Source organism: Microbacterium yannicii PS01, from assembly GCF_000304335.1.
Taxonomy (GTDB): domain Bacteria; phylum Actinomycetota; class Actinomycetes; order Actinomycetales; family Microbacteriaceae; genus Microbacterium; species Microbacterium yannicii_A.
The window spans coordinates 78,355-101,665 of sequence record NZ_CAJF01000009.1 but is presented as its reverse complement, the minus strand read 5'-3'; the positions used below and the strand labels follow the sequence as shown (position 1 = coordinate 101,665).

Here is a 23,311-nt window from a genome sequence, read left to right as displayed (position 1 = left end):
CGGCCTCCGGGGCCCCGTCCAGGAAAGCTTCAATGACGATCACTCCTACCGTCGACGACCAGCGTCGGCTGCGCATCGCACTGATCGGTGCGGGTTTCATGGCCCGTTCGCACACGATCGCCTACGGCGCTTTGAGCACGCTGTTCCCCGAACTCGGCGCGAAGCCTCGGCTCGAGCTCCTCGCCGACGCCAGCGATGAATCGGCACGGGAAGCCGCCGAGCGCCTGGGCTACGCCCGGTGGACCGCGAACTGGCAGGAGGCGGTGAACGACCCCAATATCGACATCGTCGACATCGTGACACCGAACTGGCTGCATTACGAGGTCGCCATGGCGGCCATCGCCGCGGGCAAGCACGTGTACTGCGAGAAGCCGCTGGCCATCACTGCGGCGGAGTCCAAGCGCATGTGGGAAGCGGCGCGCGACGCCGGCGTCCGTACAATCGTCGGCTTCTCGTACCTCGGGAACCCGGGCGTTCAGCTGGCCAAGCAGCTGGTCGAGGACGGGACGCTGGGCGACGTCTGGTCGGTCAAGGCTCACTTCGTGGTCGACGCCAACGCCGACCCGCGGCTCCCCCGGACATGGCACTACGAGCGCGCGAAGGCGGGACTCGGTGCCCTCGGCGACATCGGCTCGCACATCGTCGCCATCGTTCACGAGGTCGCCGGACCGCTGACGTCCGTGTTCGGCGAGCTCGCCACCGCGGTGAAGGAGCGCCCCGAGGCCGTCGGCGCCGCCTCGTACGGGTCCACCGCTGCCGCCGATGCTCCACTCGTCCCTGTGGAGAACGACGACATCACGTTCGTACTGGGGCGTCTCGCGGGCGGCGGCACCGCGGTGCTGGAGGCCAACCGCGTCGGCAACGGGCACCCGTTCGACCTGGGATTCGAGGTGCTTGGGTCGAAGGGCTCCCTCCGGTTCTCCCAGCAGGAATCCTACAAGGTCGAGCTCTTCCTTCGCGGTCAGGAAGCGCAGGTCTTCCAGGGCAACACGGTCCTGACCCTGGGCCCCCAGCACCCCAACTACGGGGCGTTCTGGCCGTTCCCTGGGGTCACGCTGGGTCTGCACGAACTCAAGGTCATCGAGATCCGCAATCTCTTCCAGGCGATCCTCGACGACCGCGAGGCGTCGCCGAACTTCGAGGCGGGGTGGCGCGTGACCGAGGTCCTCGAGGCCGCAGAGCGCTCCTGCGACAGCGGGGCCTGGACGTCCGTCGAGGCCTGACCGACACCCGTCGAGGAGGACCGGTGCGCCCCCGCAGCTTCAGCCGAGGCGTCGCCCTGCTCGCCGCGACGGCGCTGTTCATGGAGAATCTCGACGCGACGATCATCCAGACGGCCGCCCCCGCCATCGCGCAGGACCTCGGCGTGGCACCGGTCGACGTCGGCGCCACGATCGTGGCGTACCTGCTCGCCGTCGGCGTCTGCATCCCGGCCAGCGCCTGGCTCGCCGGACGCTTCGGGATCCGCCGGATCTTCCTGGCATCCATCGCCGTCTTCACGATCGCCAGCGCGTTATGCGCCGTCGCGCCGACCCTCGAACTGCTCACGGCCGCGCGCGTGCTGCAGGGCGTGGGCGGCGCGCTGATGGTGCCGGTCGGCCGATACGCCGTCCTGCGCGCCACCGGTCCCGAGGACCTCCTCGAGGCGGTCGCCTACCTCACCTGGCCCGCGCTCATCGCGCCCGTCGTCGCTCCGGCTCTTGGCGGTCTGATCAGCGACACGATCGGCTGGCCCTGGATCTTCCTCCTCAACATCCCACTCGGCATCGCCGCGCTGGTCGCCGGCTGGGTCCTTCTGAAAGACGGAGGGGCTGATCGAGCCGGGCGATTCGACGTCGTGGGCTTCGTGCTGGTCGCGGGTGCGCTTGCGGCGGTCACTCTGGGCGCCGAGGTGATGAGCCGAGGAGATCTCTTCGCGTTCGTGCTCGGAGGCGGCCTCGCCGTCGCCGGCCTCGTGCTCGGCGCCGTCGCCGTGCGATCGATGAAGCGAGGAGAACCTCCCCTTCTCGACCTGAGCGCGCTTCGTCTCCTCACCTTCCGGGCAGGCAACGTGAGCGGCACCGTGTATCGCCTTATGATCACCGCGGCACCGTTCCTCTTCACACTGCAGTTTCAGGTATCGTTCGGCTGGTCCGCGTTCCTGGCAGGCATCGCCGTGATCGCCGTCTTCGCAGGCAATCTCGGCATCAAGCCGCTGACCACACCGATCATCCGTCTGCTGGGATTCCGGACGACGCTCATCGTCTCGAACGCGCTCGGGCTCGCGCTGCTCGCCGTGTGCGCCTCGTTCACCGCCGCGACGCCGTTCGCGCTGATCACCACGGTGCTGTTCTTCAGTGGCGTGTTCCGCTCGCTCGGGTTCAGCGCGTACGGCACTCTGCAGTTCGCCGACATCGCGCCCGAAGACATGAACAACGCCAACACGCTGTCATCCACTCTTCAGCAGGCAGGCGCGGCCATCGGAATCGTGGTCGCGACGCTGCTGGTACGCGTCGGCACGGATGCGACGGAACGGATCCTGGGAGACGCCGCATCCGGCTACTCCTGGGCCTACGTGATGGCGGCAGCAGTGATGGTCGTGCCGCTCACCGGGGCGATCCTGCTGCCACGTGATGCGGGCCATCGGGCCACACGCCGGGCGGTCCGCCTGTGACCCACGAAGTGAGAGAAGGGAGCACCGTGACGGAGTCGACGGCCTCGGAGGCGGAGCACGAGATCAATTTCCGCTCGCGACGCTGGGTGCGCCCGGAGGATCTCAACGCGAACGGGACTCTCTTCGGCGGCAGTCTCCTGCGCTGGATCGATGAGGAGGCGGCGATCTACGCGATTCTCCAGCTGGGGAATCCTCGCGCGGTGACCAAGTACATGTCGGAGATCGACTTCGTCAGCTCCGCCGTGCAGGGCGACCTCATCGAGATGGGGCTGCGGGCGACGGCCTTCGGCAGAACATCGCTCACGATGCGCGCCGAAGTCCGCAACATGATCACGCGCCGGCGCATTCTCGCCATCGAGCGCATCGTCTTCGTCAATCTCGATGCGAGCGGTGCTCCGTCACCTCACGGCTACACCGACATCACGTACACCCGGGATCGGATACCTCAGGCGAGAGTCGAGCCGTCGTCGTGAGCAAAAGCCACCTATGAACCCAGATCAGTGCACACGTCGGCACAGAGAGAAGGATCAGACGAACGCGGAAATGACGCTCCGTCTCGCCGACCCACGTCCCGCGCGCACGTGGGCCACGGCCTGAGTCTCTCCCCTGCGAGGCGTGTTGCGCCGCGAATCCCTGTCCACGTGGTGCGTTGGCGTTACCGGCTTAGGTAGGTGGATCCCTGGACACAGCTGGGAGTTGGCGTGGACGCCTCGACCCCGCGTGCTGCGTTCTCGCCTCGGTGCTGGTCGGGCGTGAGCGTCGCTCGGGCGCGAAGTTCGGTTTCGGCTGCCTCAAGCAGCTGCGCGGTCCGGCGGTGGGCGTTGACGAGTTCTGCGTGGTTGCTGCTGCGAGATTGATACTGGTCGGCGAGTTGCTCGCGGGCGCTGTGGAGTCCGTCGTCACGGTCGGCGCTGCGGGCGTGGCCGGTGGCGGTGGTGCTGGCGATGCGGGCGTCGAGGTCGAGTAGTGCGCGCCAGGTTGCGTGCAGCCACGCGCTGCTGCGCTGTAGTTTGCTTCGAGCGGTGTGGTGCTGTTGTTGGTAGTGGGTGTGCGAGCGCTCGATGTCGGGGACGTGGCCGAGGGGTCGCCCGGTGCGATCCGACCAGGGGGCGAGTGGGCGGGCGGAACGCTGGACTTCGGTGCGGGCGGCGCGGATGGAGTCGTCGATGCTGACTTCGGGGATTCCGCGGAGCATACTGTCCGCGATCCTGTCCCGGGCTGCTGCGTCGCTGCTGGCGATGGCGATCGCCTCGTTGTGGCTGCGGCCGCGGGTCATTCCGACGTAGAGGCCCGACGCGTCGACGCCGGGTCCGACGATGGACGCGTCGGTGGTCTCGCCTTGGATGCCGTGCACCGTGGACGCGTAGGCGAGATGGACATGTTGCGCGGCGTAATCGAGGCTGACAGTGCGGGTGTCGGCGCCGTCGCCCATGCTGGCCAGTTCGATGCTGGCGGGGGTGATGTGGCGGATGGTCCAGAGGGCCCGGTTCTCGACGCCCGTGTCACGGTCGTTGCGGCGGGTTTGCACCACGTCGCCCTCGAGCAGTCGTTGCTCGTGCTGCCCGGCTGCGATTCGTGTCGTGGTGAGGTCGCCGGTGTCGATGCGGCGCTGCTGTACGGCCTCGTTGATCGCGTCCGCCTCTTCGTTGGTGCTAGTCACCAGGGCGACACGGTGATGGTTTCGCGTCCACCGGAAGAAGGCTTCGACCATCACGTCGCGAGCCTGCACATGATCAGCCACCCGGTGGATCAGGCCACGTCCGTTCAGGTCGGCTGCGACACCGAGGGCGATCTCTTTCGACGCGGGTTCCCTCATCTGAAGTGTGAGGGCGGCGTAGCCCGGGTCGCGGAACCGGTGCACGGCGGCAAGTTCGACGACGGCGGTGGCACGCCGGGTCAGGGTGGCCATCGCCCCGGAGTGGCCCACGGGCCGAGCTTGCAGGTGATCGCCGACCATCGCGATCCCCGCCCCCGTGCCGGCGGCGACGGTGGCAAGGGCGTTGGCGGTGTGCAGGTCGATCATGCCCGCCTCATCCACCACCACCCGGTCCCCCGCGGCAAGAGGGAACCGACGCGGCCCCTCATAGGTTCGGCCGGTCGCAGGGTCGATGTCGCCGACTGCGAGCTGGGTCCAGACCTCGCCGCCAGCGCCATCGCGGGTCCACCGGTAGCCGTGGTCGGCGAGCAGGGCGTGCAGGCTGGACGCAGTGGCACCCAGTTCCCGGCCGGCGACCGATGCCGCCTTCTTCGTCGGGGCGACCACCACCATCCGCCTGCCCTGCGCCGCAAGGACGCTGTTCGCGACCCGCAGCATGGTGGTCTTCCCCGCTCCCGCAGGCCCGGTCACCGACACCAGCCGGTCCGTCCCCGCGATCGCCGCGGCCGCGCGCACCTGTTCACGATCCAGCTGCACGCCGTCGCGCAGCACCGACGCCGCGGCCGCGACAACCTCGCCCTCCGCCGCGGGTGCGCCGGCACGCGTCAGCGCATCGAGTCGGGCCGCAAGGTCGGCCTTGAGCGTCGCGGTCGCCACCGCCATGTATCCCTTCACATGCGCCGGACGTTCCGGCTCTTCGGGAAGCAGATCGACCGTCAACTCGAGCGCCCAGCGGGTGACCTCGTCGATCGTTTCCTGCAACACCGGCCGGGACGCGACGATGCCAGAGGAGGCAACTGCACGAGTGGCACCGGCGCGCACGTCGAACGGGCTGAATCTTCCCCCACATGCCGCCGAGCGGGCATCCGCATCGACCGCGGCGCATGCGGCAAGCAGCCTGACATCCAGCTCCTCCACCCCAACGAAGCGTGGGGTCACGGCGGGTCGGGGCTGGAGGATGGTTGGGTCGATGCTCTCGAGCTCGTCGGCGATGAGGTGTTCCCATGCGGCTTCGTCGATGTCACCGGGCTTGTGGGGGCGAGCCTTAGACCACGCCAACCGGTCCAGTCGGTGCAGCTGATCCGGGCCCGGCTCCTGCCCGGGATGCTCGTCCCGCCATTCCGCCAGCAGCATGGCCCGGTTCGCTTCGATCTGTGTGGATCGGCGTGACAGTGGCCGCACCGCGTGGACCAGTTCGGTGATCTCGCCATCCGCGTTCAGTGTGTAGCCGTGGCGGGCAAGCGCGCATACCCAGTCCGGGTCGGTGCGGGCGGCGAGCTCCCCCTCCGCGTTGATGAGCGTGTGCATCTTCATCGCCACGCGGGAGTCCACGTTCGACCATCTCCCGTCCTGGCCGAGGACCTTCACGTTCAGCCACAGGTGGCGGTGGATGTGCGGGTCCAGTGCACGAGATCGGCGGTGCTGCAACTCGACCACCTCCACCCGGTGCAGCGCCTCACGGACGCAACCTCCGGTGCCCCGGCGCGCGTTCAGCTCCCGCTGCCACGTGGTGATGACCCGCTCCCGCAACCGGTCCTGCAGTGCCTCGAACTCGCGCGCCAGCTCTGGGTGGATCAACGCGGCGATGCTGTACGACTTCGGGGCATTGATTGTGCCGTCCAGGATCAAGTCGGCGTCAGCCGAACGCAGATCGCGACCGCGCCGCTCACCCGTCGCCGGATCACACCCATCCACCCACCGGCGCAACGCTGCCTCGTCCAGCCCGTCGGTCCGAATCACTCCCGCCTCCACGGTGAACCGTGTCACGCCTGTCGTGTCAGCTGCCCCGTACCTAGCGAGCGCATCCACACCGGCGGACCGCAGATGCGAGTCGCATGACCCCTTGAGGGCATACCCGATCGCCTGCCGAACCCCCTGCGATCCGACACCCCGTTTCCAACGCTCGAGGCCACCCCGCACCACACCAGAGTACCGGGAACTTGCTTAACTGGGAATGACTTCCACAGAAAGTGCCTGCGTGCATTGCGGTTTTGTCTTGTCCTCGCTGCCTCGACTTCCGTCCCGCAGTCTGTTCCGCCCGCGCGTTTGTGGCACGTTGGCGTGCAAGTTCATCGGGCGGGCGGAACAGGCGTCCTGAGCATCGGAGGGACGGAGTCTGGTCGCCCGAACGATTCGCGCGACCGAGGACCGGTGATCGAGCGGATGCCCCCGGTCCGCGCACAGACCGGAGCGGGCGGTGCTGGTCGGATTCGTGGGGCTCCTTTCAACGGCGTCAAATAGTCGTGCAGTGACGCGCCGCACTCGATCCGGATCTACACCGATGACTACACGCGGCGAGCTTCCAACCGCCGTGGAGGACCGGCTTTTACGGCGTCGCGGCCGGCCCGCAACCGCATTGTGTTGCGGACGAGCACGCGCAGGTAGGCCGGATACGCACGCATCGGCAAGCGATCGTCGATTGCTCGATGGCTGGTTCAGCGAACCCAGCGGCTGTCAGGCGGTAGTAGTTGGCACCCGCTGAGCACCACACTGCCAACGCGGGTCACACGGGAGACGGCACCGCCTCCGTCGTGAGCCCTGGATCCAGATCCGGGATAGCCGCGGCCGAGGGAGCAGTACCGCCCTCGGTAATTCCCTTCTCGCAGCCGAGCTTGCGAAGGGTCTGTGCGATGATGCCGGCGAACTCCGTAGCGCCGGCGTCGTGAAGGGCCGGGACGAGTCCCTTGGGTGCAGACCGTCCCTCAGCCTCGTAGCGCTCCGCTTCACCCTTCCAGTAGCGCACCTGCTGGATCGTGACGTCTTCGACGCCGCGGGGGTCATTCTTCCAGACAAGATCGAAGAGCTCGTCCGGAGAATACAGGTCGAAGGGCAGTAAGTCTGCGACTGGCGCGAAGTCCTTCATGTTCGAGGTGACGAGGATCTTCGCACCTGCTGCGGTCGCGGCATGCACTACGTGCCAGTCCTTCTCGTCGGGCATCCCGTCGATTGGCCCGCCCGGGTACTGCGTGATGAGGTCGTGGAGCGAGCGGTCGATGAGGTCGTGAATGTGGCTGATCGCGCCGCCTTCGGCCTCAGGGTTCCGTTCGCGGATGTTCGCGATCGCCTCCACGAGACAGTCCCGTGAGCTGATGACGGCGAAGCGATTGCACTCCCTGCCCAGCATCAACGTCCAGTCGCGCAGCGTGCGGCTGAACAGGACGTTCGCGTCCACGAAAACCAGATCCATAGGCACGAGAATAGCCCCCGATCCGTATCAACTCCGGGGGCTATCCCTTCGACACGTGAGCGCCGATGGGGAAGACCGGACGACACTTCTGGAAGTGGCAGTCAATCAAGGTCGAGGTTTGTGTCGACCTGACGCAGTTCGTCAAACGCGATCCTGCGAGTCTCCTCGCGCTTATCGCGCAGGGCAAGCACGTCGTGGACATTGAGGCGGTGGTGACTGCCAACCTTCGTGGCACGCACGTCTCCTTCCGCGATGAGCTTCATCAGCGTCGGCCGCGAGACGCCGAGGATCCCGGCAGCGGTCGAAGTGGTGAGCTCTTCGGGCATAGCGCGCATCGTGACGTTGCCCTGCGTCATGCCGTGGATGGCCAACACGAGCGCGCGCGACAGCTCGGTTGGTAGGGAGATCGCCGAGCCGTCCTCAAGCTCGATGGCGATGCCGATCGGCTTACGGTCGTGGGCCTCGGCGATGACCTCGCGGGCCTCTTGCTGGATGTTCTCGTCGAACAGAACCTGCTCAGTGACTGCGCCGGAGTGCGCGAGAAGCGTGGCGTTCATGGATGCGTGCTCTCTTGTTGCTTGTGGGCGCCGGCGATGTTGAGCGTGCCGGCGCCTGACTGGGTATCGCATATCTGCATAATGCCGTTGCCCTGAAGATATGAGCTTGCAGATATAAATGCAACCCCAAGTGTACGCGGATGCTTTCAAGTATCCAGCCAGAACCAGGTGCCGACCCCAAGCATGACCTGTGCGGAGACGCGAGGGCCCTCTAGGTGACGCCGAGAGGGAGGAAAACTGCCGTCTTGGTTTCCTGGGCCGCTGCGTGTGGGAGCGTGAAGAGGTGGACTCCGGTTGCGGGAGACACGAGCTGCGTGCCGAGCAGGGAAAGCATCACTCCTGCCGCGGCTGCGACGTCGGCGGCCGACCCGTGGAACGTGGGGACGGAGCAGCCGCGCGTGGGTGTGAGAAAGCCGTGAGTACCGGCAGACCACATGGAGTGATAGTCCTCGAGAGTCGGATCGTTCAGGACGATGCGTCCTGCGTGGGCATCGAGTTCCGGCATGGAACTCGTGCATCCCGACGGCTTTACCAGGACCATTCCCATGGATGCGGTGCGTGGGTCAACTGCCACCTGCGCTACCAGCAGGCTGTGTGACACGACGGCGAGAGCTTGGCCGTTCGCGAGGTTGACGGTGGCATCGACGATGAGATCAAGATCCTCGAGTTCGAGCCACTCGCTGTCAGCGAGCACTTCGACTTCGAGATCGTCGCGGATGGCACGGAGGCGCGATACCAGCGCAGATTGCTTGGTCGCGCCGACATCGCCCTCGGCATAGTTCTGCCGGACGAGAAGCCCGCCGGAGATCACGGCGGGGTCTGACAGGACGATCTTCTTCACACCAGCGCGCGCGATGAACTCGGCCATCCACGAGCCCAAGCCACCGCAGCCGAGGAGGAGCACGGTGCGCCCAACGAATGCTGCGGTAGGTCGTGTCGAGTCCCGGCGAGTTGTCACGGAGGCACGTTCGTCGGACACGCGCCACCACTCGATGTCCGGATCCTTGGGATCGGTTCCCGAGCGAAGGGCGTCTGCTGCTGCCGCGGGCAGCGCCCCGACAAGAACATGAGGGACGCCTCCCGCAGGATGTGGAACGCGGAGGATGAAGGGCTGCGGCGAGTTGTCAGGGTTCCGTCTTGCGGCTGCCGTGAACATGACCCACATAGAGTCTCGCTTTGCAGGCATGCCGGGCTCGGGCCGCCCAGCGCGACTCAGCGTGGGGTCGTCAAGAAGGGTGGAGAGCTCGAGAACGGTGGTGCCTGTCCCGAGGGGCAGCGGCGCGGGAGCGGTCAGCATCGTCGCGCGGAGGCTGTCGGTTGAGTCGCTGAATGTGAGGTCGAATCGGTGGTCATTCCTCGGCGCGAGCCAAACCCGAGCGATTCCGTCGGCGAGCTCGTCGCGAATGACTACTGTCGAAGTGGATCCCGTTGCGTGACTGGTTCCACCGACGGCGTGGAACAGTGATGTGCGCGGGTCGAACTTTCCGGCCGCAGCCGATTCGAACCAACCCCAGAGACGGTTGAGGAATCCTGTGGCACTGTGGTCCGGGTTCCACTCTCGATCCGGGTCGAGGTAGATGCACAGAACGTAGCCGTTGAGCACGTGCGGGTATCCGACGAATCTCGGGTGTGTGACATGGGCCGAGGGGGGCTGGGCGGGCTCTCGCGGGATGGTGATCTCGACGATCTCGGTCTGGTCGAGCTCGAGCCCGCCTTCGCCGTGAACCAAGTTCGCGGTGTGGATCGCGAGTTGGATCGGCAACTCTCCGGCGTCGGAGAGCTTGCGCCGTTCGCGGATGCCGACCAGTTCCGGATGCGCACGCGCGACGGAGTCCAGATCGGCGAGGAACTGCTCCTGCCACGGTGAACGACCGGGCGCGGGACTCAACCGGCGCGTCCCGAAAGGCTGGTCGACGCGGGAGCGGACTTGGGCTCACCGAAGGGCGTGCTCGACTCGGACGTCGTCGGCGCCTTGAATCCGTCCCCGAACAGGGCCTGCCACCTCGAGACGCTGTCGTCCTTGTCGGTCGCGTGGTACGCGGCGTCCATGTCTGCGGCGTACGTGTGGATGCGGTCGCGGAAGTTCGCGTAGGTCTTTTGCGACCACCGGTGGTCGAAGCTGGCACCCGAGCCGGACGGGTCCATGATGACGGGCTTTGTGGGGTTCGCCCGAAGGTACTCGTCGAGGTCGCTGACGACGTGCAGCAGTGTGGTGGGGACGTTCTTGTAGTAACCCGAGTCGCCGAAGGTGCGGAAGGCACTCACCTGTTCGCCGAGGAGCGTGGTGAGGATGACGGACCGGGTCCCCTTGAAGGATCCCCGGTGATCGCGAAGGAACTTCATGAGACGGATCACCCGGCGGAGGTTGCCGCCGGTGATGGTGTCCTTCTCCTTCATCCACGTGGTGAACCCCTTAGGATCCGTCCGCTCCCAGTTGTCATCCTCGTAGTTCGCGACGTACTCGAGGCCACCGCGCTCAATGGCGGGAACGATGTCGATGTGACACGAGTTCGCGTAGACGACGCGCACGCATCGGTTCTTCCGATTCACGGGCATCTTGCCGTAGACGGAGCTACGCATCAGCGCCGACTTGACGTTCGTGAGATAGTCCTTCGCGGACCAATCCGTGTCATCCTTGAGGTAGAGCATGAAGTCCGCGTCGAACTCGTTGTCCCCGACGGGATTGATGATGGTCCGGTGCGCCCATGAGCCCTGCTTGCTCATGCCGAGCACGCGCGGCCCCAGCTCGGTGTCGTTCTGCAGCGCGGAGTAGATCTTGGCCACCCGGTCGTCGAGCGTGTTGAGCCGGAACGGACTCAGGTTGACAGTGTCTCGGAGCAGTACTCCGAAATGATCCTCGAGCTGCATAACGGAACCCCTCCCATTCGGACCTTCGTTCCCCAGCACCGCCGATGAATCACAACGGTGTAGTTCCTATGATAAAGAGGGCTTCCGACATTGAGATGGGCAATGCATGACGCGCAGGAACACGCAGGTCGCGAGATCACGCATCGGCGAGCAGGTGATTCGCGAGATCTGGGTTCGCGCTGCGGGCCGTTGCGTGCTGTGCTCCGCCTACCTTCTCGGCGGAGGCCGCACATACTTCCACCACATCCCACACGGGCAGGTCGCCCACAACGTGGGCGCGACCAAGGGGAAGAAGTCGCCGCGGGGAAAATCGACGCTCACTCTCGACGAGCGTGCGCTACCGGAGAACCTGCTGCTCCTATGCCATGAGTGCCATCGGATGGTCGACGACATCGGCGCGGAGAGGATCTACACCGAGGAGTACCTCGCCCGACACAAGCGCGCGCACGAGGATCGCGTTCGCCGCGTGACTGACTTCGCCACCGTGACAGAGGCCGCCGTCGTTCGCGTCACAGGAAGAATCCGCGGGACACTCTCACCGGCAACCGACAGACAGGTCGGGGCAGCACTCCACTACGAGGATCTACGACCAGCCGGCGAACACCCCCACGACGCCGAGTACATCGTGTCCATCGACTCCGAGGACACCGAATCGTGGGTGTGGGACGAAGGCACGAAGAAGATCGCGGCCAAGCTCGAGGGTCTTCGCGACTCTCCCCACCCCACTGTCGCCGTCTTCGCGATGGCGCCAATCCCGCTCCTCGTTTTCCTCGGGTCCCGCCTCGATGACAAGGCCGACATCCGAGTGTTCCCCCGATTCCGCGACGCGGAAGATCTCGCGTGCTGTTGGCGGAACGAACCGCTCACACCGGCCGCATTCGAGGTCTCCCATGGAAGCGCCGATGCCCAGGCCCGGGACGTAGTTGTGACGGTGAGCGTGTCCGCAGCGGTCGACGTGAGCCGAGCACCCGCGGATCTGGTAGACCTCCCCCGCGTCGCGCTGACTGTCGAGAACATCGGTCCGGACTTGATCCAGACGAAGGCGGACCTCGCCGCGTTCGCTTCCGCGTGGCGCCGCGCCCTGGCCAGAGTCGAATCCCACTACCCGAGCTGCGAGCGGATTCACCTCCTCGCAGCCGTCCCCGTGGCCGCTGCGGTGGCCACCGGCCAGCACCACATGCGCGACGCCCAGCCACAGCTCGTCGTGTACCAGCGGACCGCCGAAGACTACGTGGAAGCGCTCAGAGTCGGCTGACTTTGAGGCGATCCCGCTGAATCACACGTTCGCCGCCCTGTTCTGACATCACCGTACGCGTCGTCCGCCTTCAGGTCTCGACACACATCCGAGAGGCGAACACGGTTTCCTCGACGGAGGCCAGATCGACCTTATGTCAACCTGAGTTGACATAAGATCTAATATCGGCGAGAGAAGGATTTCGGCATTTACCTGGGTTTCTGCATTCGCCATGCTCCGAAATGGCTGCCTTCATCGAGCGTCAGATTCGCCAGCCAGCCGCCCTGCCGCGGGATCGCTGCCCCTTACACGTGCGGGACGGTCGATCCGGCGCGGTCGCGCACGAACCATACGGCGCGAACCGCCACGGAGGATCCGTTCCAGAACCGGTGGCGACGTTGCGAGTCAAAGACGATCGAATCCCCCGCTTGGAGCACGGCCGTCGTGCCCTCCACCTCGACAGAAAGCTCTCCTTCGATTACAACCCCGTACTCGCGGCCATCGTGTTGAATGTGGTTCGCATGCCCCCCCGTGCCGGGCTCGTAAGTCACTTCGAGAAATTCCACATCCGGCTCGTTCTGTGGCGTCAGCCTGTCCCACCGAGGCCCGTTGCTGAGGCGGATGGTCGGTCGGCTCTCCTTGCGCAGGACGAACTGCGGGGTGTCCCGGATCTCCCGCTCCCTCTCTGATGGTGAGGCGGCCGGGCTGATCACGGGTGCGGGGATGAGGTCTCCTACTGAAAGACCAAGTTCGCGCACGACCGTGTACAGCGTAGGAACGCTGAAGGATCCGATTCCGCGCTCGACCTGGGACACATGACTCGGCGATACTCCCATGCGTCGTGCGAGCTCGCGCACAGACAGCCCGGCCGCGATGCGCGCTTCACGGATGCGCTCACCGACCTTGTGCCAATCGTCGTCCGTCACGCCTGCTCCTAGCCGCCGCCTTCGGTGCGCGTAGATCGCAGGATCTCCAGCGCGTCCACCGCGGTGCGCGCATTGATGTGGCCACCGGGTTCGGTCGCGTCGCCCTCTTCGTTGCGACCGACCACGAACCACACGCCCTGCGTGACTTGATCGGTGTGATTCACGTAGAGGTGCGGGCGTCGCGAATCGAAGCACACGGAGTCACCCGCGTGTAGAACGTAGCTCTCGAAATCAAGCTTCAGGGTCAACTCGCCCGTGATGACATAGCCGTACTCCACGCCAGAATGACGCATATGCGAGTCCTCTATCGAACTCGCTCCCCGTGGCGCGTAGGTCGTCAGGATGGGGTCGATTCGGTCTGTCGGTCCGAGCGTCGCCAGACGCTCCCACGTGACGCCGTTCTGCATCGTGACGAGCGGGTGGGTGCCGGAGCGCTGAACTGGGTGCTCCGGTCCACGCGGCCCCGGATCGGATTCGGACGCGGGTGCGCCACGGTCAAGCAATTCGTCGATCGAAAGGTCGAGATAAGTCACGATCGCGTACAACGTACTGACTGACGGTTGGATCTTTCCGGTCTCCACTTGGGACAGCAGGCTCGGCGAAAGATTGATTGCGGCGGCCACCGTGCGCAAGCTCAGGCCTCGCGCCGTCCTCGCCGCCCGGATCTTGCCGCCCAACCCCGTCGTCGCCATCTGCATCCTGTTCCCCCGACGAAGGTCGCGGGCTAAATCGTCCGATAACACGTCGGCGACGGAGTCGCCACGACGTTCACTCAAGGGAAACATACCCGCTCCTGCGACGGACGTCCCCGGTGCGCGCCGTTATCGCTCATCAGTCGACCACCGAGACACCCGGATCGGGAGCGAGCTCGAGGAGGGCAGCGAGGTTATCGCGGCCGGGCTCGATCTCGTGCCGTTCAATGCGGTGGGCGAGCTCCACGACCGCAGCATTGGCGGGAGTGTCCACACCATGACGCCGCCCCAGCGCGACGACTCGGCCATTGATGTCGTCCACTTCGCTGTGCCTGCCCTTCAACCAGTCCTGCAAGATTGTCGTTCTTGAACTGGGCAGGACGAACCCGCCCAAGAGCGTGTCGAGGAGCGTCTCCACGACCGTGGACTCATCCGATACCTCGGCTGGCGCCAAGCCGAAGATTGGCAGGACGCGGTAGCCGGCGGCCACTCCTACTTGCAACGCCTCCTGACCCGAGCGCAACATCAACCGCCGCATCTCGGGTATGGCAGCTGCCTCGATCATCGGTATGCCGAGGATTGCTGTTGTCACAAGGGTCGTGGAGTTGCTGACCAGCTTCATCCACTTGGCGGAGAGAATATCGTCCACCACCTCTACCGTGCCGACCTCGCGCAGAAGGTCGGCAATCTCGGCTTCTCGGCCAGCGGTCTCCTCGAAGGCGCTGCCGACCGCGAACCAAGAGCGGTCTTTCGGCGAGTGACGCTCGACGATGCCTGGCTCAAACATCATCGAGGTGATCTCGATGACACATCCCATGGTGCGTTCACGTCCCACAGCGGCGGCGATTTCGTCGACGCTCATGCCGTTCTGCACGCCGACGACCATCCCGTCGGGGGCGACGTACGGTCGAATCAATTCCGCGGCCCAGCGAGAGTCGTACGCCTTCACAAGAAGTAGCACCACATCGAAGGGCTCGGTGAACGTCGCGACCTCGCACAGGTCGTGCACCCGCACAGGCACGGTGATCGTCTCCTCGGGCATCACGATTTTCGCGCCGCGCTCGCGCATCGCGCGGACATGTTCAGGCCACTGCTCGATGAGCGTGACATCGTGACCCGTCCTCGTTAGGTCCGCGCCGATCGAAGCACCGTTGGCACCGGCACCGAGGACGGCGATTCGAAGTTTGCTCACGACTGCTCCTTTGCTTAGGCGGGCTGGCTTTGTACAGTAGTACTAAACATCGGCGTTCGATGCTCCTTGGCATCACGTCCTCGAACGAAAGGAGCGACATGATCCGCCACATCGTCCTTTTCTCTGTCGGCATTGACGACGAGGAGGCCCGCCGGGCCGCAGTCGCAAAGATCGTGGAGACCTTGACGCCGGTCGGCGGGATCGTGCCAGGCGTGAATTCTCTGCGGGTAGACGGCGACCCCAAGCTGGTCGCCGCGCATTGGGACGCCGCACTCGTGTCGGAGCACACATCGTGGGATGCGCTGGCCGAATATCAGCAGCATCCTGCTCACCTAGCCGCAGTCGAGATCGTCAACACGGTGGTGCGAGATCGAGCGGTGGTCGATTACGAGATCTGACTCGGGTGCGCGAGCGTCATCCAGGCGACGCCAGAAGGAGAGCATCTCACGGAAAAGTGCTTCCGGGCGCTCCTCCGCGACATAGTGTCCGCAGTCTTCCAGTACGACTCCTGAGAGTCGCGCGGACCGATTTTCGAGGGCGCGCTGCAGAGTTTCGGCGACACCACGTCGGCCTGAGACAACATGCGTCGGCACGTTGATGGAGCGGGCTCCCCTTATAGCTGCGGCGCGTTGTCCGAGTGCAGAGAATACGGCGCGGTAGTAGTCCATCCCGGCTGTGACCGCACCGGGAGCGGCTAGCGCCTCGGCGTATTCCTCCACCACCTCGTCGGTGATCCATGCGTGGTCGGCGCTCTTGCTGCGCAGCAGCCAATCGAGGAAGCTGCGCTCGCGCCCGGCGAGTAGCAGCTCGGGGAGGTCGGGCAGTCGGTTAAAGCCGAAGTGCCAACTCCGGGCGTTCGCACCCTCGTCGAGGTTGCCGCTAGGTGGGGGCGTGAGGCCCGGGATACCAGCATCTACCAGCACGAGTGAGCGCACCGCGGCAGGTTCGCGAGCCGCAAGGCCGTGTGCGAGCCAGGCTCCAATGTCATGGCCGACCAGGTGGAAGGGATCTGACGTGAAGCGCTGCGCAACGATGAGAAGGTCGTCGATCGCGGGCGACAGGTCGGCGGGCAGATGCTGGGTGGTACTGCGGCCCAGGCCCCTGGGTTCGACCACGACGACGCGGTGCGCTGCATCGACCAGGAGCGGTACTAGCTTCCGCCATGCGTATTGGGTTTGCGGCCATCCTGACACCAGCATGACGAGGTCCCCAGCCCCCCACTCGGTCACCTCGAGCGCTGCATCGGCAGTGTGGACAACAAAGGTCCTCGGGACCGCCGCGCTCATGAGGCCACAACCGGCCGCGGGTGCCAGTGCCCATCTCGCGACGCGTCGCGGATCAAGTCCTTGTTCGCCGCCTCGGCGAACAAATAGTCGTTGGTCTCCTGCGCGAGCTGTTTGATTCGCCCGACGTCGGTCCCGATAAGCCGGCCTTCCTCCTTCACCACGCGACCGGCGATAAGGATCGTGTCCACCATGCCGGCGTGTGCGTTATAGACGATCTGTCCATACGGATTGTTGTGCGGGAACATCGACAGGTCGCTCGCGCGAATCAGGATGATGTCGGCTTGCTTACCGACCGTGAGGGACCCGACCTTGTCATCGACGCCATTCGCGATCGCTCCACGGAGCGTGGCAAACTCGATTACGTCGCGGCAGCTGACCCGCAGTCCGGCTGCATCCGTGGCCGAAAGCCCATTGCGCTCGAGGGCTGCGTTGTCGAGCGCGCGCTGGGTGCTGATCGTGGTCTTCATCGCGTGGAACATGTCTCCACCGTTGGATGAGCACACGTCGATCGACAGGGAAGGTCGCACTCCGACATCCAGCAGTCGCCCGGTGGCCGGCCATCCATGACCCATCTGAGTCTCGATGTCGGCAGCGACCGACGCGCTTCCGCCGGTGTCGGCGATGATGCGAAACTCCTCATCGTCGATCATGTTGCAGTGCACGTAGGTGACGTCCGGGCCGGTCATCCCCCGGTCGTGCATCCACACAACGTGGCGATTCTTGCCCCATGCACCATCGCCGACGTGAACCGTGATGCGCGTGCCGACCTCGCGGGCCAACTCCCAATCAGACTCAGCGATCTCCGGGGTCGTGTATTGAGGACCGCGCGCGGCGAACTGTAGCGTGACGAGTTGGTTCTCGGAGGAAAAGTATTGCTCCTGCAGGCGAAGCACGTCACGCGGATGCGGTACACCGCTGGGAACCTGCCACTGCGGCGCCCCACCGCCGTGCGCGAACACCGAGCGTCCGGGGGCGTCAAGCAGACCCGCCACGGCCGCATCAGCATGCTCTGGGGTCGCCATGTTGTGCGACCAATCGAGCATCGTGGTGATGCCACCGTCGAGCGCCTCGGTGCGGCCGAGCAGGTTGCCGATATAGGTGTCCTCGGGCCGGAATAGTGACGACATGCCGAAGTGCATGCCCTGGAAGTATTGGCCGAGGGACCAGTCGGAGGCGACGTTGCGCAGCACCGACTGCCACGTGTGCCGGTGCGTGTCGACGAATCCAGGGAGGACGTAATGGTTGTCCGCGTCGATGACGCGGGCGCCCTCGTCAGGAAGGTTCACTCCGATCGCCACGATCATGCCGCCATCGATGAGGACGTCACCGCGCGGGAGGTCACCGACGGCCTCATCGACCGAAATGATGGTGCCGCCGCGGATCAAGATCCGCTCGTTTCCAAGATAGTCAGACATCAGGGTCTCCGGTCAGGGCGGTCGTGGCCACTACTACTGTCCGATCTCGATGCTGCCGGTGCGACGTCGTCGCAGCTGCGCCGAGACGACAATTGCAACGATGACAGCCGCGCCGTTGAAGACGTCGGTAACCCAAGGGCGTACGCCTAGAAGCGAGAGACCATTGACGACCATCGCGAGGAAGTACAGTGCGATGATCGTGCCACCGACGTTGTACGTACCGGGGCGCCAGGTGGTTGCGCCGAGGAACGCGGCGGCCAGCGCCGGCAGGATGAAGTTGATTGTGCCTGTCGCCGCATCCGCGTTGCCCTGCGCGCCGATCTGCAGCACTCCGGCCACGCCGGCGAGTGAGCCGGCGATTACGAAGCTCAGAAAGACGATGCGTTTGGCTGGGATGCCGGTAAGTCGGGCGGCCGCGAGATTTGATCCGACGGCCTCGAGGTAGCGGCCGTAAGGGGTTTGGCGCAGCAGAAACCATGTGATCACGGCGACCAATATCATGATGATGAAGAGCGTGGGAATCCCAGCGATGAGCGAGACGCTGAGGTTGGTCAACGCCGGGTCTAGACCGGAGCTAATTGGGATGCCGCCGGTGTATGCGCTCATAAGTCCTTGCAGGATGATGCTGACTCCGAGCGTGCCGATGATCGCGTTTACGCCGAGATAGGCCACGAGCACGCCATTGATCACGCCCACGAGGGCACCGGTGGCGATCCCGGCCAGGACCGCGACCCAGAGTGGCAGGTCGAATCTTGACATCGCAGATGCCGCCACGATCGAACTCATTCCGATGTTTGCACCGACTGAGATGTCGAATCTGCCTGCGACGAGCGGCACGATCAGTGCCAACGCCGCGATGGCGAGGACGGAGTACGAGATTGAGAGGCTCCGAAAATTCGTGTACTGGGCGAAGGTTTCGGGCCTCAGCACGGCGAAGACGATTGCCACAGCAATGAAGATGCCGATGAGGCCATAGCGCTCGAGCAGCCCGCCGCCGGAACCGCGTGTGCTGTGAGATCGAGCGGCTGACGAGGCCGAGTTGGCTACCACTTCGGCCGAACTCTGCGGGGGTACGTTCTGGGTGCTGGTCACGACTCGTTCTCCTTGCCGCTGTACGTCAGATAAGTGAGGATTTCGCGATCGAGACGGTGCTCGAGCACTTCGGCGGTGATAGCCCCGTCGCGGATGACGATCACCCGGTCGCATGCGTGTGCGAGCTCTTCGAAGTCGGAACTGACCAGGATGACGGCCATGCCTTGCGCGGTGGCCGACCGGATGGCGCTATAAATGTCCGCCCGAGCGCCGACGTCGACGCCCTGTGTTGGTTCGTCCAGAAGCAGGACAGCCGGGTTGCGTCGCAGCCATCGGGCGACCACGACCTTCTGCTGGTTGCCGCCGGACAGCGTCGAGAATACGGCGCTCGTCGAGCGGGGTTTGATGCCGAAGCCGTCGATTGAGGCGAGCGCGTCGCGGCGCTCTGCCTTCGTAGACATGAAGACGCCACGGAGGTACTTGCCAACCTGAGCCATCGAGAGGTTGGTCTCTACGTCGAGGTCAGGAAAGGAGGCGTCGAGGGCCCGATCCTCAGGCACGTAAGCGATCCCCTGGCGCATGGCGGGGCGCGGGTCGAGTCCACCGACCACGAGAGCATCCCGGAGCCTTATTTCCCCGCGCTCGGCGCGCATGGCGCCGAAGATCATGCGAAGGAGCTCCGTGCGGCCACTACCGAGGAGACCGGCCACTCCGAGGATTTCGCCCTCATGAAGATCGAACGAGACGTTAGCGAGCGGACCGCCTGCCAACTCGCGAACCGTGAGCACTGTCGCGCCGCGCGCGGAAGTCTCGTCGGGACGCTCGCCGAATAGGCGCTCGATTGAGCGCCCCGCGATGTACTCGGTGAGGCTCGCCTCGGTGAGGCCTTCGGCCCGTCGCGTGACGATGTGTTCGCCGTCGCGCAGCACGGTGACGGTGTCGGAGATCGACATCACCTCGTCGATGCGATGGCTCACGTAGATGATGCCCTGGCCGGCGTGCGCACGGCGGCGCAGAGCCGCCAACAATACGTCGACCTCGCCTTGGGGAAGCGACGCGGTCGGCTCGTCGAGCACAAGCAGCGATGGTGGCTCGCCGTCGCTACGTTCGAGGGCGCGCGCTATCGCAATCATGGTCTGATCGGCCGGGCGCAGGTCGCCCAGCACGTCGCCCGGCTTGGCGTCGATCTCGAACGCATCAAGAAGCGCGGCGACGTGGCGGTGCAAAGCACGCTTGCGAATCGCCCCGATTCTGGTGGGGTATCCGCTGCGCATCGCTACGTTGTCCGCGACGGTAAGATCCTGAAACAGACCCGGGTTCTGATGTACAAAGCGAAGGCGATTGTCTCGAGCGATCGCTGGTGTCATGGAGTGCGCTTCGACCCTGGTGCCGTCGAACTCGAGCGCGCCGCCGTCCTCATCGCCGCGATACACGCCCGCAAGGATCTTGATGAGCGTGGACTTCCCGGAGCCGTTTCCTCCGAGGAGGGCGTGGATCTCACCATGCCCTACCTCGAAGGAAACGTCGTCCAGCGCTTTCGAGACGCCGAACGTCTTCGATACTCGGTCGATGCGTAGAGCGGGACCGGAGGAGGTTATCCTTTCGGCGCGCTCGACGTCAGCGGGAAGCGCTGGACTGTTCATGAGTTCCTCGATCTCGGATGTCGGACGGCTGGTCAGCCGTTCCAAACCTCGGTGTAAGCGGCCTTATAGTCGATCGGAAGTTCGACCGGCTCGCCTTCCTCAGGGAGGTTGTTCTCGGCATCGATGAACATGTATCCACCGCCCTGGCTGGGGAGGGAGGCAGGGTCCTCGCCTGCGAAGATGCGGTTGAATGTGTCGGCCATTGCCCACTGGTACCAGCTGTAGGGAATGAACGACGAAGAAGTCTGTTCGCCCTTCCTGATGTGTTCCATGTTGGGCGGGTTACCTTCGGCGCCCACTAGCGCGACGTTCGGATCGAGGCCGGCCTGCTGCAGGACAGTGCTGAGTCCGAGGCCCATGAGGGCGTCGGTGTCCCACGTGACTACACCTACGTCGGGGTTCTGCGCGAGAGCAGCCTTGAAAATCTCGCTAGAACGGTTCGGCACCTGCGCGAAGGTGAATTCAACATTCACGACCTCACACTCAGGGCAGAGCTCATCCATGGCCTCAGTGAAGCCGACTTGCTGCCACTGGTGCGCGCGCTGGCTGGTCTCCCAGATGTTGATGATTTTTCCGGGCTCCCCGCCGAGCGAGGCGACCGAGTACGTCGCGCGGGCTTCGCCTAGCACCTTCCAGAGGTCCGCCTGGTCGGTGGAGCCCTGCTCGTTCACGCTCGCCGCGAAGAGCGGCTCTTCGCTGCCGAACGCTTCGTCGTCGCAGTCGAGCGACCCGAAGTTCACCACCGGTACGCCAGCGTCACGCGCCTCAAGTAGCGCGCTCTTGATCGCGGGGCAGTCATAGGTGAAAAGCCCGATGCCGTCAACTCCGGCGGCCACGCCCTGTCGGATGATGCTCGCCGCAGTGTTTGGATCTGCCTTGCCGTCCTGGATGGTGACGTTCCACCCTAGAGCGTCGCCAGCCTCGGCAAACGATTCTGCGGCGCCCGCGCACGCCGCGTAGGACTGGCCGCACGAGATGTACCAGACGGACTTGTCGGGCTGAGCCGCAGGGCCATCGCTTGGGGGTGCGTCGAACGCGCCCGCATAGCCGGCCTCCAGCATTGCGGTGTCTACCGCCGGGCCACTGTCTTCGCCGCCGGCAGAGTCCCCGATCGACGAACACGCCGATAGGACGAGCGCGGCCGCAGCCATGAGTACGGCGGCGCGTGCGGTGCGCTCGACCCCAGGTGATTGGAACATGTCGCCTCTTACTCCTCATCGTTGAAAAGTCGCGAGCCCTCGGCCCACGGATTCTCCCTCCCAGTGCGGGCGGGACGTCTTAGCTCGCCGGCACCTCTCCACGCCCAATGGACGAGTTCAGGTGCGATTGCGAGTCGCGCAGCAGGTTCATCGGACCGTCCACGGTGAAATACCGCCGGCCGCCCGCAACCATCAGCTCTTCGGCGGGGAACTTCGTGATCACTTCACACCCGTCGGCGGTTACTACGAGCTCCTCCTCGATGCGCGCCGCGCCGAGGCCGTCGGCCGAAGGCCAGTAGGTCTCCAGGGCGAAGACCATTCCCTCTTCAATGGTCTCGGGATGCTCGAGTGAGACCAGTCTCGAGAAAATCGGCTTCTCCCAAATCGACAGACCGACGCCGTGACCGTACTGGAGTGCGAAGGCCGCTTCTTCGTCGGGGAAACCGAACTCCTGCGCCTTCGGCCACTCGCGGACCACGTCGGCGGTCGTGATGCCGGGGCGCACCATGGCGATGGAGCGATCCATGATCTCTCGGGCCTTCACATAGGCGTCGCGTTGAGCACGGCTCGCAGAACCGACCCCAAATGTTCGGTAGTAGCAGGTGCGGTAACCGTTGTAGCTGTGCAGGATGTCGAAGAATGCGGGATCACCCGGGCGGATGAGGCGGTCGGAGTACACGTGCGGGTGCGGCGCACAACGCTCGCCCGAGATGGCGTTGACGCCCTCGACGTACTCCGAGCCGAGGTCATAGAGCTTCTTGGACACGAGGCCGACGGCCTCGTTCTCGCGTACTCCGGGACGGAGGAACTCGTAGAGGTCTTCGTATGCGGCATCCACCATTGCCGCCGCTTGAGTGAGCAGCGAGATCTCGTCGACAGTCTTCACGCGCCGCGCCTCGAGGAAGATCTGCTGTCCATCAATCACGCGGATGCCAGCTTCTTGCAGCGCGAAGAGCACAGGCAGCTCGATGACATCGACGGCCAGCGGTTCGTTCGTCAAGCCGAATCGGTCAAGTTCACGCCGGATCTTTTGTGCGACCGATCGGGCGATACCCGCCTCGGGGTGGAACGCGCCGCGAAGCAGCGAGATACCAGCCCTCGCGCCGTGCTCAGTTCGCGGGCGCACCGCGTCGTGGTGCGGGGCGTGAGGATCGGCATCGGCGTCCATGTGAGTCGTACCGAGCCATGGGTTGCGCAGTTGATGGTGCCGGGCGGCCGAGCCGAAGTCCCAGGAGATCGGATCGGAGTTTCGCGTGATCAGCGAGAAGCGGATCAGCTTATCCATCGCCCACGTGCCAATATGGGTCGCCGTCATGTACCGGATGTTTCCGAAATCGAAGGCCAGCAGCGCCCCGGCTTCGGATATCTCCAGTTGCCTGCGGAGACGCGCGAGTCGCTCCTCGCGGAGCCGGTCCATGTCGATTCGGGTCTCCCAGTCGACATTCATCGAGCCATGGGTCGCAATCGCCATGCGGGGCCTCCCTCGTGGATCACTTCGTTGTGCTTCTCCGAAGATCAGCTGTCTGTTCAGTATAAATGAACGCTAGACGG

Annotated in this window: 19 protein-coding genes; 5 read left to right on the top strand and 14 right to left on the bottom strand. The window is 64.9% G+C overall.

Features of this window, described 5'->3' with window-relative positions:
• Nucleotides 1-32 precede the first annotated feature (32 nt).
• From WYM_RS07230 to WYM_RS07220, 3 genes are read left to right on the top strand one after another with little or no spacing between them, the layout of a single operon-like run.
• Entirely contained in the window at nucleotides 33-1,223 is a 1,191-nt protein-coding gene (locus WYM_RS07230; protein ID WP_019180162.1) for a Gfo/Idh/MocA family protein, read from the top strand.
• Nucleotides 1,224-1,246: 23 nt separating this feature from the next.
• Nucleotides 1,247-2,653, top strand: a complete 1,407-nt coding sequence (locus tag WYM_RS07225; RefSeq protein ID WP_019180161.1) for an MFS transporter — start codon at nucleotides 1,247-1,249, stop codon at nucleotides 2,651-2,653.
• A 26-nt stretch (nucleotides 2,654-2,679) separates the two neighbouring features.
• A complete protein-coding gene (locus WYM_RS07220) occupies nucleotides 2,680-3,126 on the top strand; it encodes an acyl-CoA thioesterase (RefSeq protein ID WP_019180160.1) in 447 nt (148 codons plus the stop codon).
• 182 nt (nucleotides 3,127-3,308) lie between these two features.
• Here the strand turns inward: WYM_RS07220 and WYM_RS19630 are convergent, their stop codons facing one another.
• The 5 genes from WYM_RS19630 to WYM_RS07195 form a co-directional block, all read right to left on the bottom strand.
• The gene (locus tag WYM_RS19630) at nucleotides 3,309-6,296 is read right to left on the bottom strand and encodes an AAA family ATPase (RefSeq protein WP_237739343.1); all 2,988 of its coding nucleotides are present in this window, start codon (nucleotides 6,294-6,296) and stop codon (nucleotides 3,309-3,311) included.
• Nucleotides 6,297-7,032: 736 nt separating this feature from the next.
• Entirely contained in the window at nucleotides 7,033-7,701 is a 669-nt protein-coding gene (locus WYM_RS07210) for a PIN domain-containing protein (protein WP_192813723.1), read from the bottom strand.
• A gap of 116 nt (nucleotides 7,702-7,817) precedes the next feature.
• Entirely contained in the window at nucleotides 7,818-8,273 is a 456-nt protein-coding gene (locus tag WYM_RS07205; RefSeq protein ID WP_019180157.1) for a helix-turn-helix domain-containing protein, read from the bottom strand.
• A gap of 211 nt (nucleotides 8,274-8,484) precedes the next feature.
• Nucleotides 8,485-10,161 carry a ThiF family adenylyltransferase gene (locus WYM_RS07200; RefSeq protein ID WP_019180156.1) on the bottom strand — a complete coding sequence of 559 codons (1,677 nt, stop codon included), beginning with the start codon at nucleotides 10,159-10,161 and terminating at the stop codon, nucleotides 8,485-8,487.
• Nucleotides 10,158-11,141: an SMODS domain-containing nucleotidyltransferase gene (locus tag WYM_RS07195; protein WP_019180155.1), complete on the bottom strand. Its 984-nt coding sequence runs from the start codon at nucleotides 11,139-11,141 to the stop codon at nucleotides 10,158-10,160. The genes WYM_RS07200 and WYM_RS07195 overlap by 4 nt, the downstream gene beginning before the upstream one ends.
• A gap of 106 nt (nucleotides 11,142-11,247) precedes the next feature.
• On the opposite strand from WYM_RS07195, the gene WYM_RS07190 reads away from it, so the two are divergent.
• Nucleotides 11,248-12,396 carry an SAVED domain-containing protein gene (locus WYM_RS07190; RefSeq protein WP_019180154.1) on the top strand — a complete coding sequence of 383 codons (1,149 nt, stop codon included), beginning with the start codon at nucleotides 11,248-11,250 and terminating at the stop codon, nucleotides 12,394-12,396.
• A 284-nt stretch (nucleotides 12,397-12,680) separates the two neighbouring features.
• Here WYM_RS07190 and WYM_RS19625 read toward each other — a convergent pair whose 3' ends face one another.
• From WYM_RS19625 to WYM_RS07175, 3 genes are all read right to left on the bottom strand, one after another.
• Complete coding sequence (locus WYM_RS19625) at nucleotides 12,681-13,301, bottom strand: cupin domain-containing protein (protein WP_019180153.1); 621 nt, start codon at nucleotides 13,299-13,301, stop codon at nucleotides 12,681-12,683.
• An 8-nt stretch (nucleotides 13,302-13,309) separates the two neighbouring features.
• The gene (locus WYM_RS19620) at nucleotides 13,310-13,993 is read right to left on the bottom strand and encodes a cupin domain-containing protein (RefSeq protein ID WP_202802629.1); all 684 of its coding nucleotides are present in this window, start codon (nucleotides 13,991-13,993) and stop codon (nucleotides 13,310-13,312) included.
• Nucleotides 13,994-14,132: 139 nt separating this feature from the next.
• Nucleotides 14,133-15,185, bottom strand: coding sequence for a ketopantoate reductase family protein (locus tag WYM_RS07175; RefSeq protein WP_019180151.1), 1,053 nt, complete (start codon nucleotides 15,183-15,185; stop codon nucleotides 14,133-14,135).
• A gap of 98 nt (nucleotides 15,186-15,283) precedes the next feature.
• Here WYM_RS07175 and WYM_RS07170 point away from each other — a divergent pair, with 98 nt between their 5' ends.
• Entirely contained in the window at nucleotides 15,284-15,583 is a 300-nt protein-coding gene (locus tag WYM_RS07170) for a Dabb family protein (protein WP_019180150.1), read from the top strand.
• On the opposite strand, the gene WYM_RS21425 is transcribed toward WYM_RS07170, so the two are convergent.
• From WYM_RS21425 to WYM_RS07140, 6 genes are all read right to left on the bottom strand, one after another.
• The gene (locus tag WYM_RS21425; RefSeq protein ID WP_083866166.1) at nucleotides 15,518-16,471 is read right to left on the bottom strand and encodes an alpha/beta hydrolase; all 954 of its coding nucleotides are present in this window, start codon (nucleotides 16,469-16,471) and stop codon (nucleotides 15,518-15,520) included. The genes WYM_RS07170 and WYM_RS21425 overlap by 66 nt on opposite strands.
• Entirely contained in the window at nucleotides 16,468-17,886 is a 1,419-nt protein-coding gene (locus WYM_RS07160; protein ID WP_019180149.1) for an amidohydrolase family protein, read from the bottom strand. The genes WYM_RS21425 and WYM_RS07160 overlap by 4 nt, the downstream gene beginning before the upstream one ends.
• Before the next feature lie 33 nt (nucleotides 17,887-17,919).
• Nucleotides 17,920-18,978 carry an ABC transporter permease gene (locus WYM_RS07155; RefSeq protein WP_019180148.1) on the bottom strand — a complete coding sequence of 353 codons (1,059 nt, stop codon included), beginning with the start codon at nucleotides 18,976-18,978 and terminating at the stop codon, nucleotides 17,920-17,922.
• Complete coding sequence (locus tag WYM_RS07150) at nucleotides 18,975-20,561, bottom strand: sugar ABC transporter ATP-binding protein (RefSeq protein ID WP_083866174.1); 1,587 nt, start codon at nucleotides 20,559-20,561, stop codon at nucleotides 18,975-18,977. The genes WYM_RS07155 and WYM_RS07150 overlap by 4 nt, the downstream gene beginning before the upstream one ends.
• Before the next feature lie 32 nt (nucleotides 20,562-20,593).
• A complete protein-coding gene (locus WYM_RS07145) occupies nucleotides 20,594-21,760 on the bottom strand; it encodes a sugar ABC transporter substrate-binding protein (protein WP_019180145.1) in 1,167 nt (388 codons plus the stop codon).
• Nucleotides 21,761-21,839: 79 nt separating this feature from the next.
• A complete protein-coding gene (locus tag WYM_RS07140; RefSeq protein ID WP_019180144.1) occupies nucleotides 21,840-23,231 on the bottom strand; it encodes a M24 family metallopeptidase in 1,392 nt (463 codons plus the stop codon).
• Nucleotides 23,232-23,311: the final 80 nt, after the last annotated feature.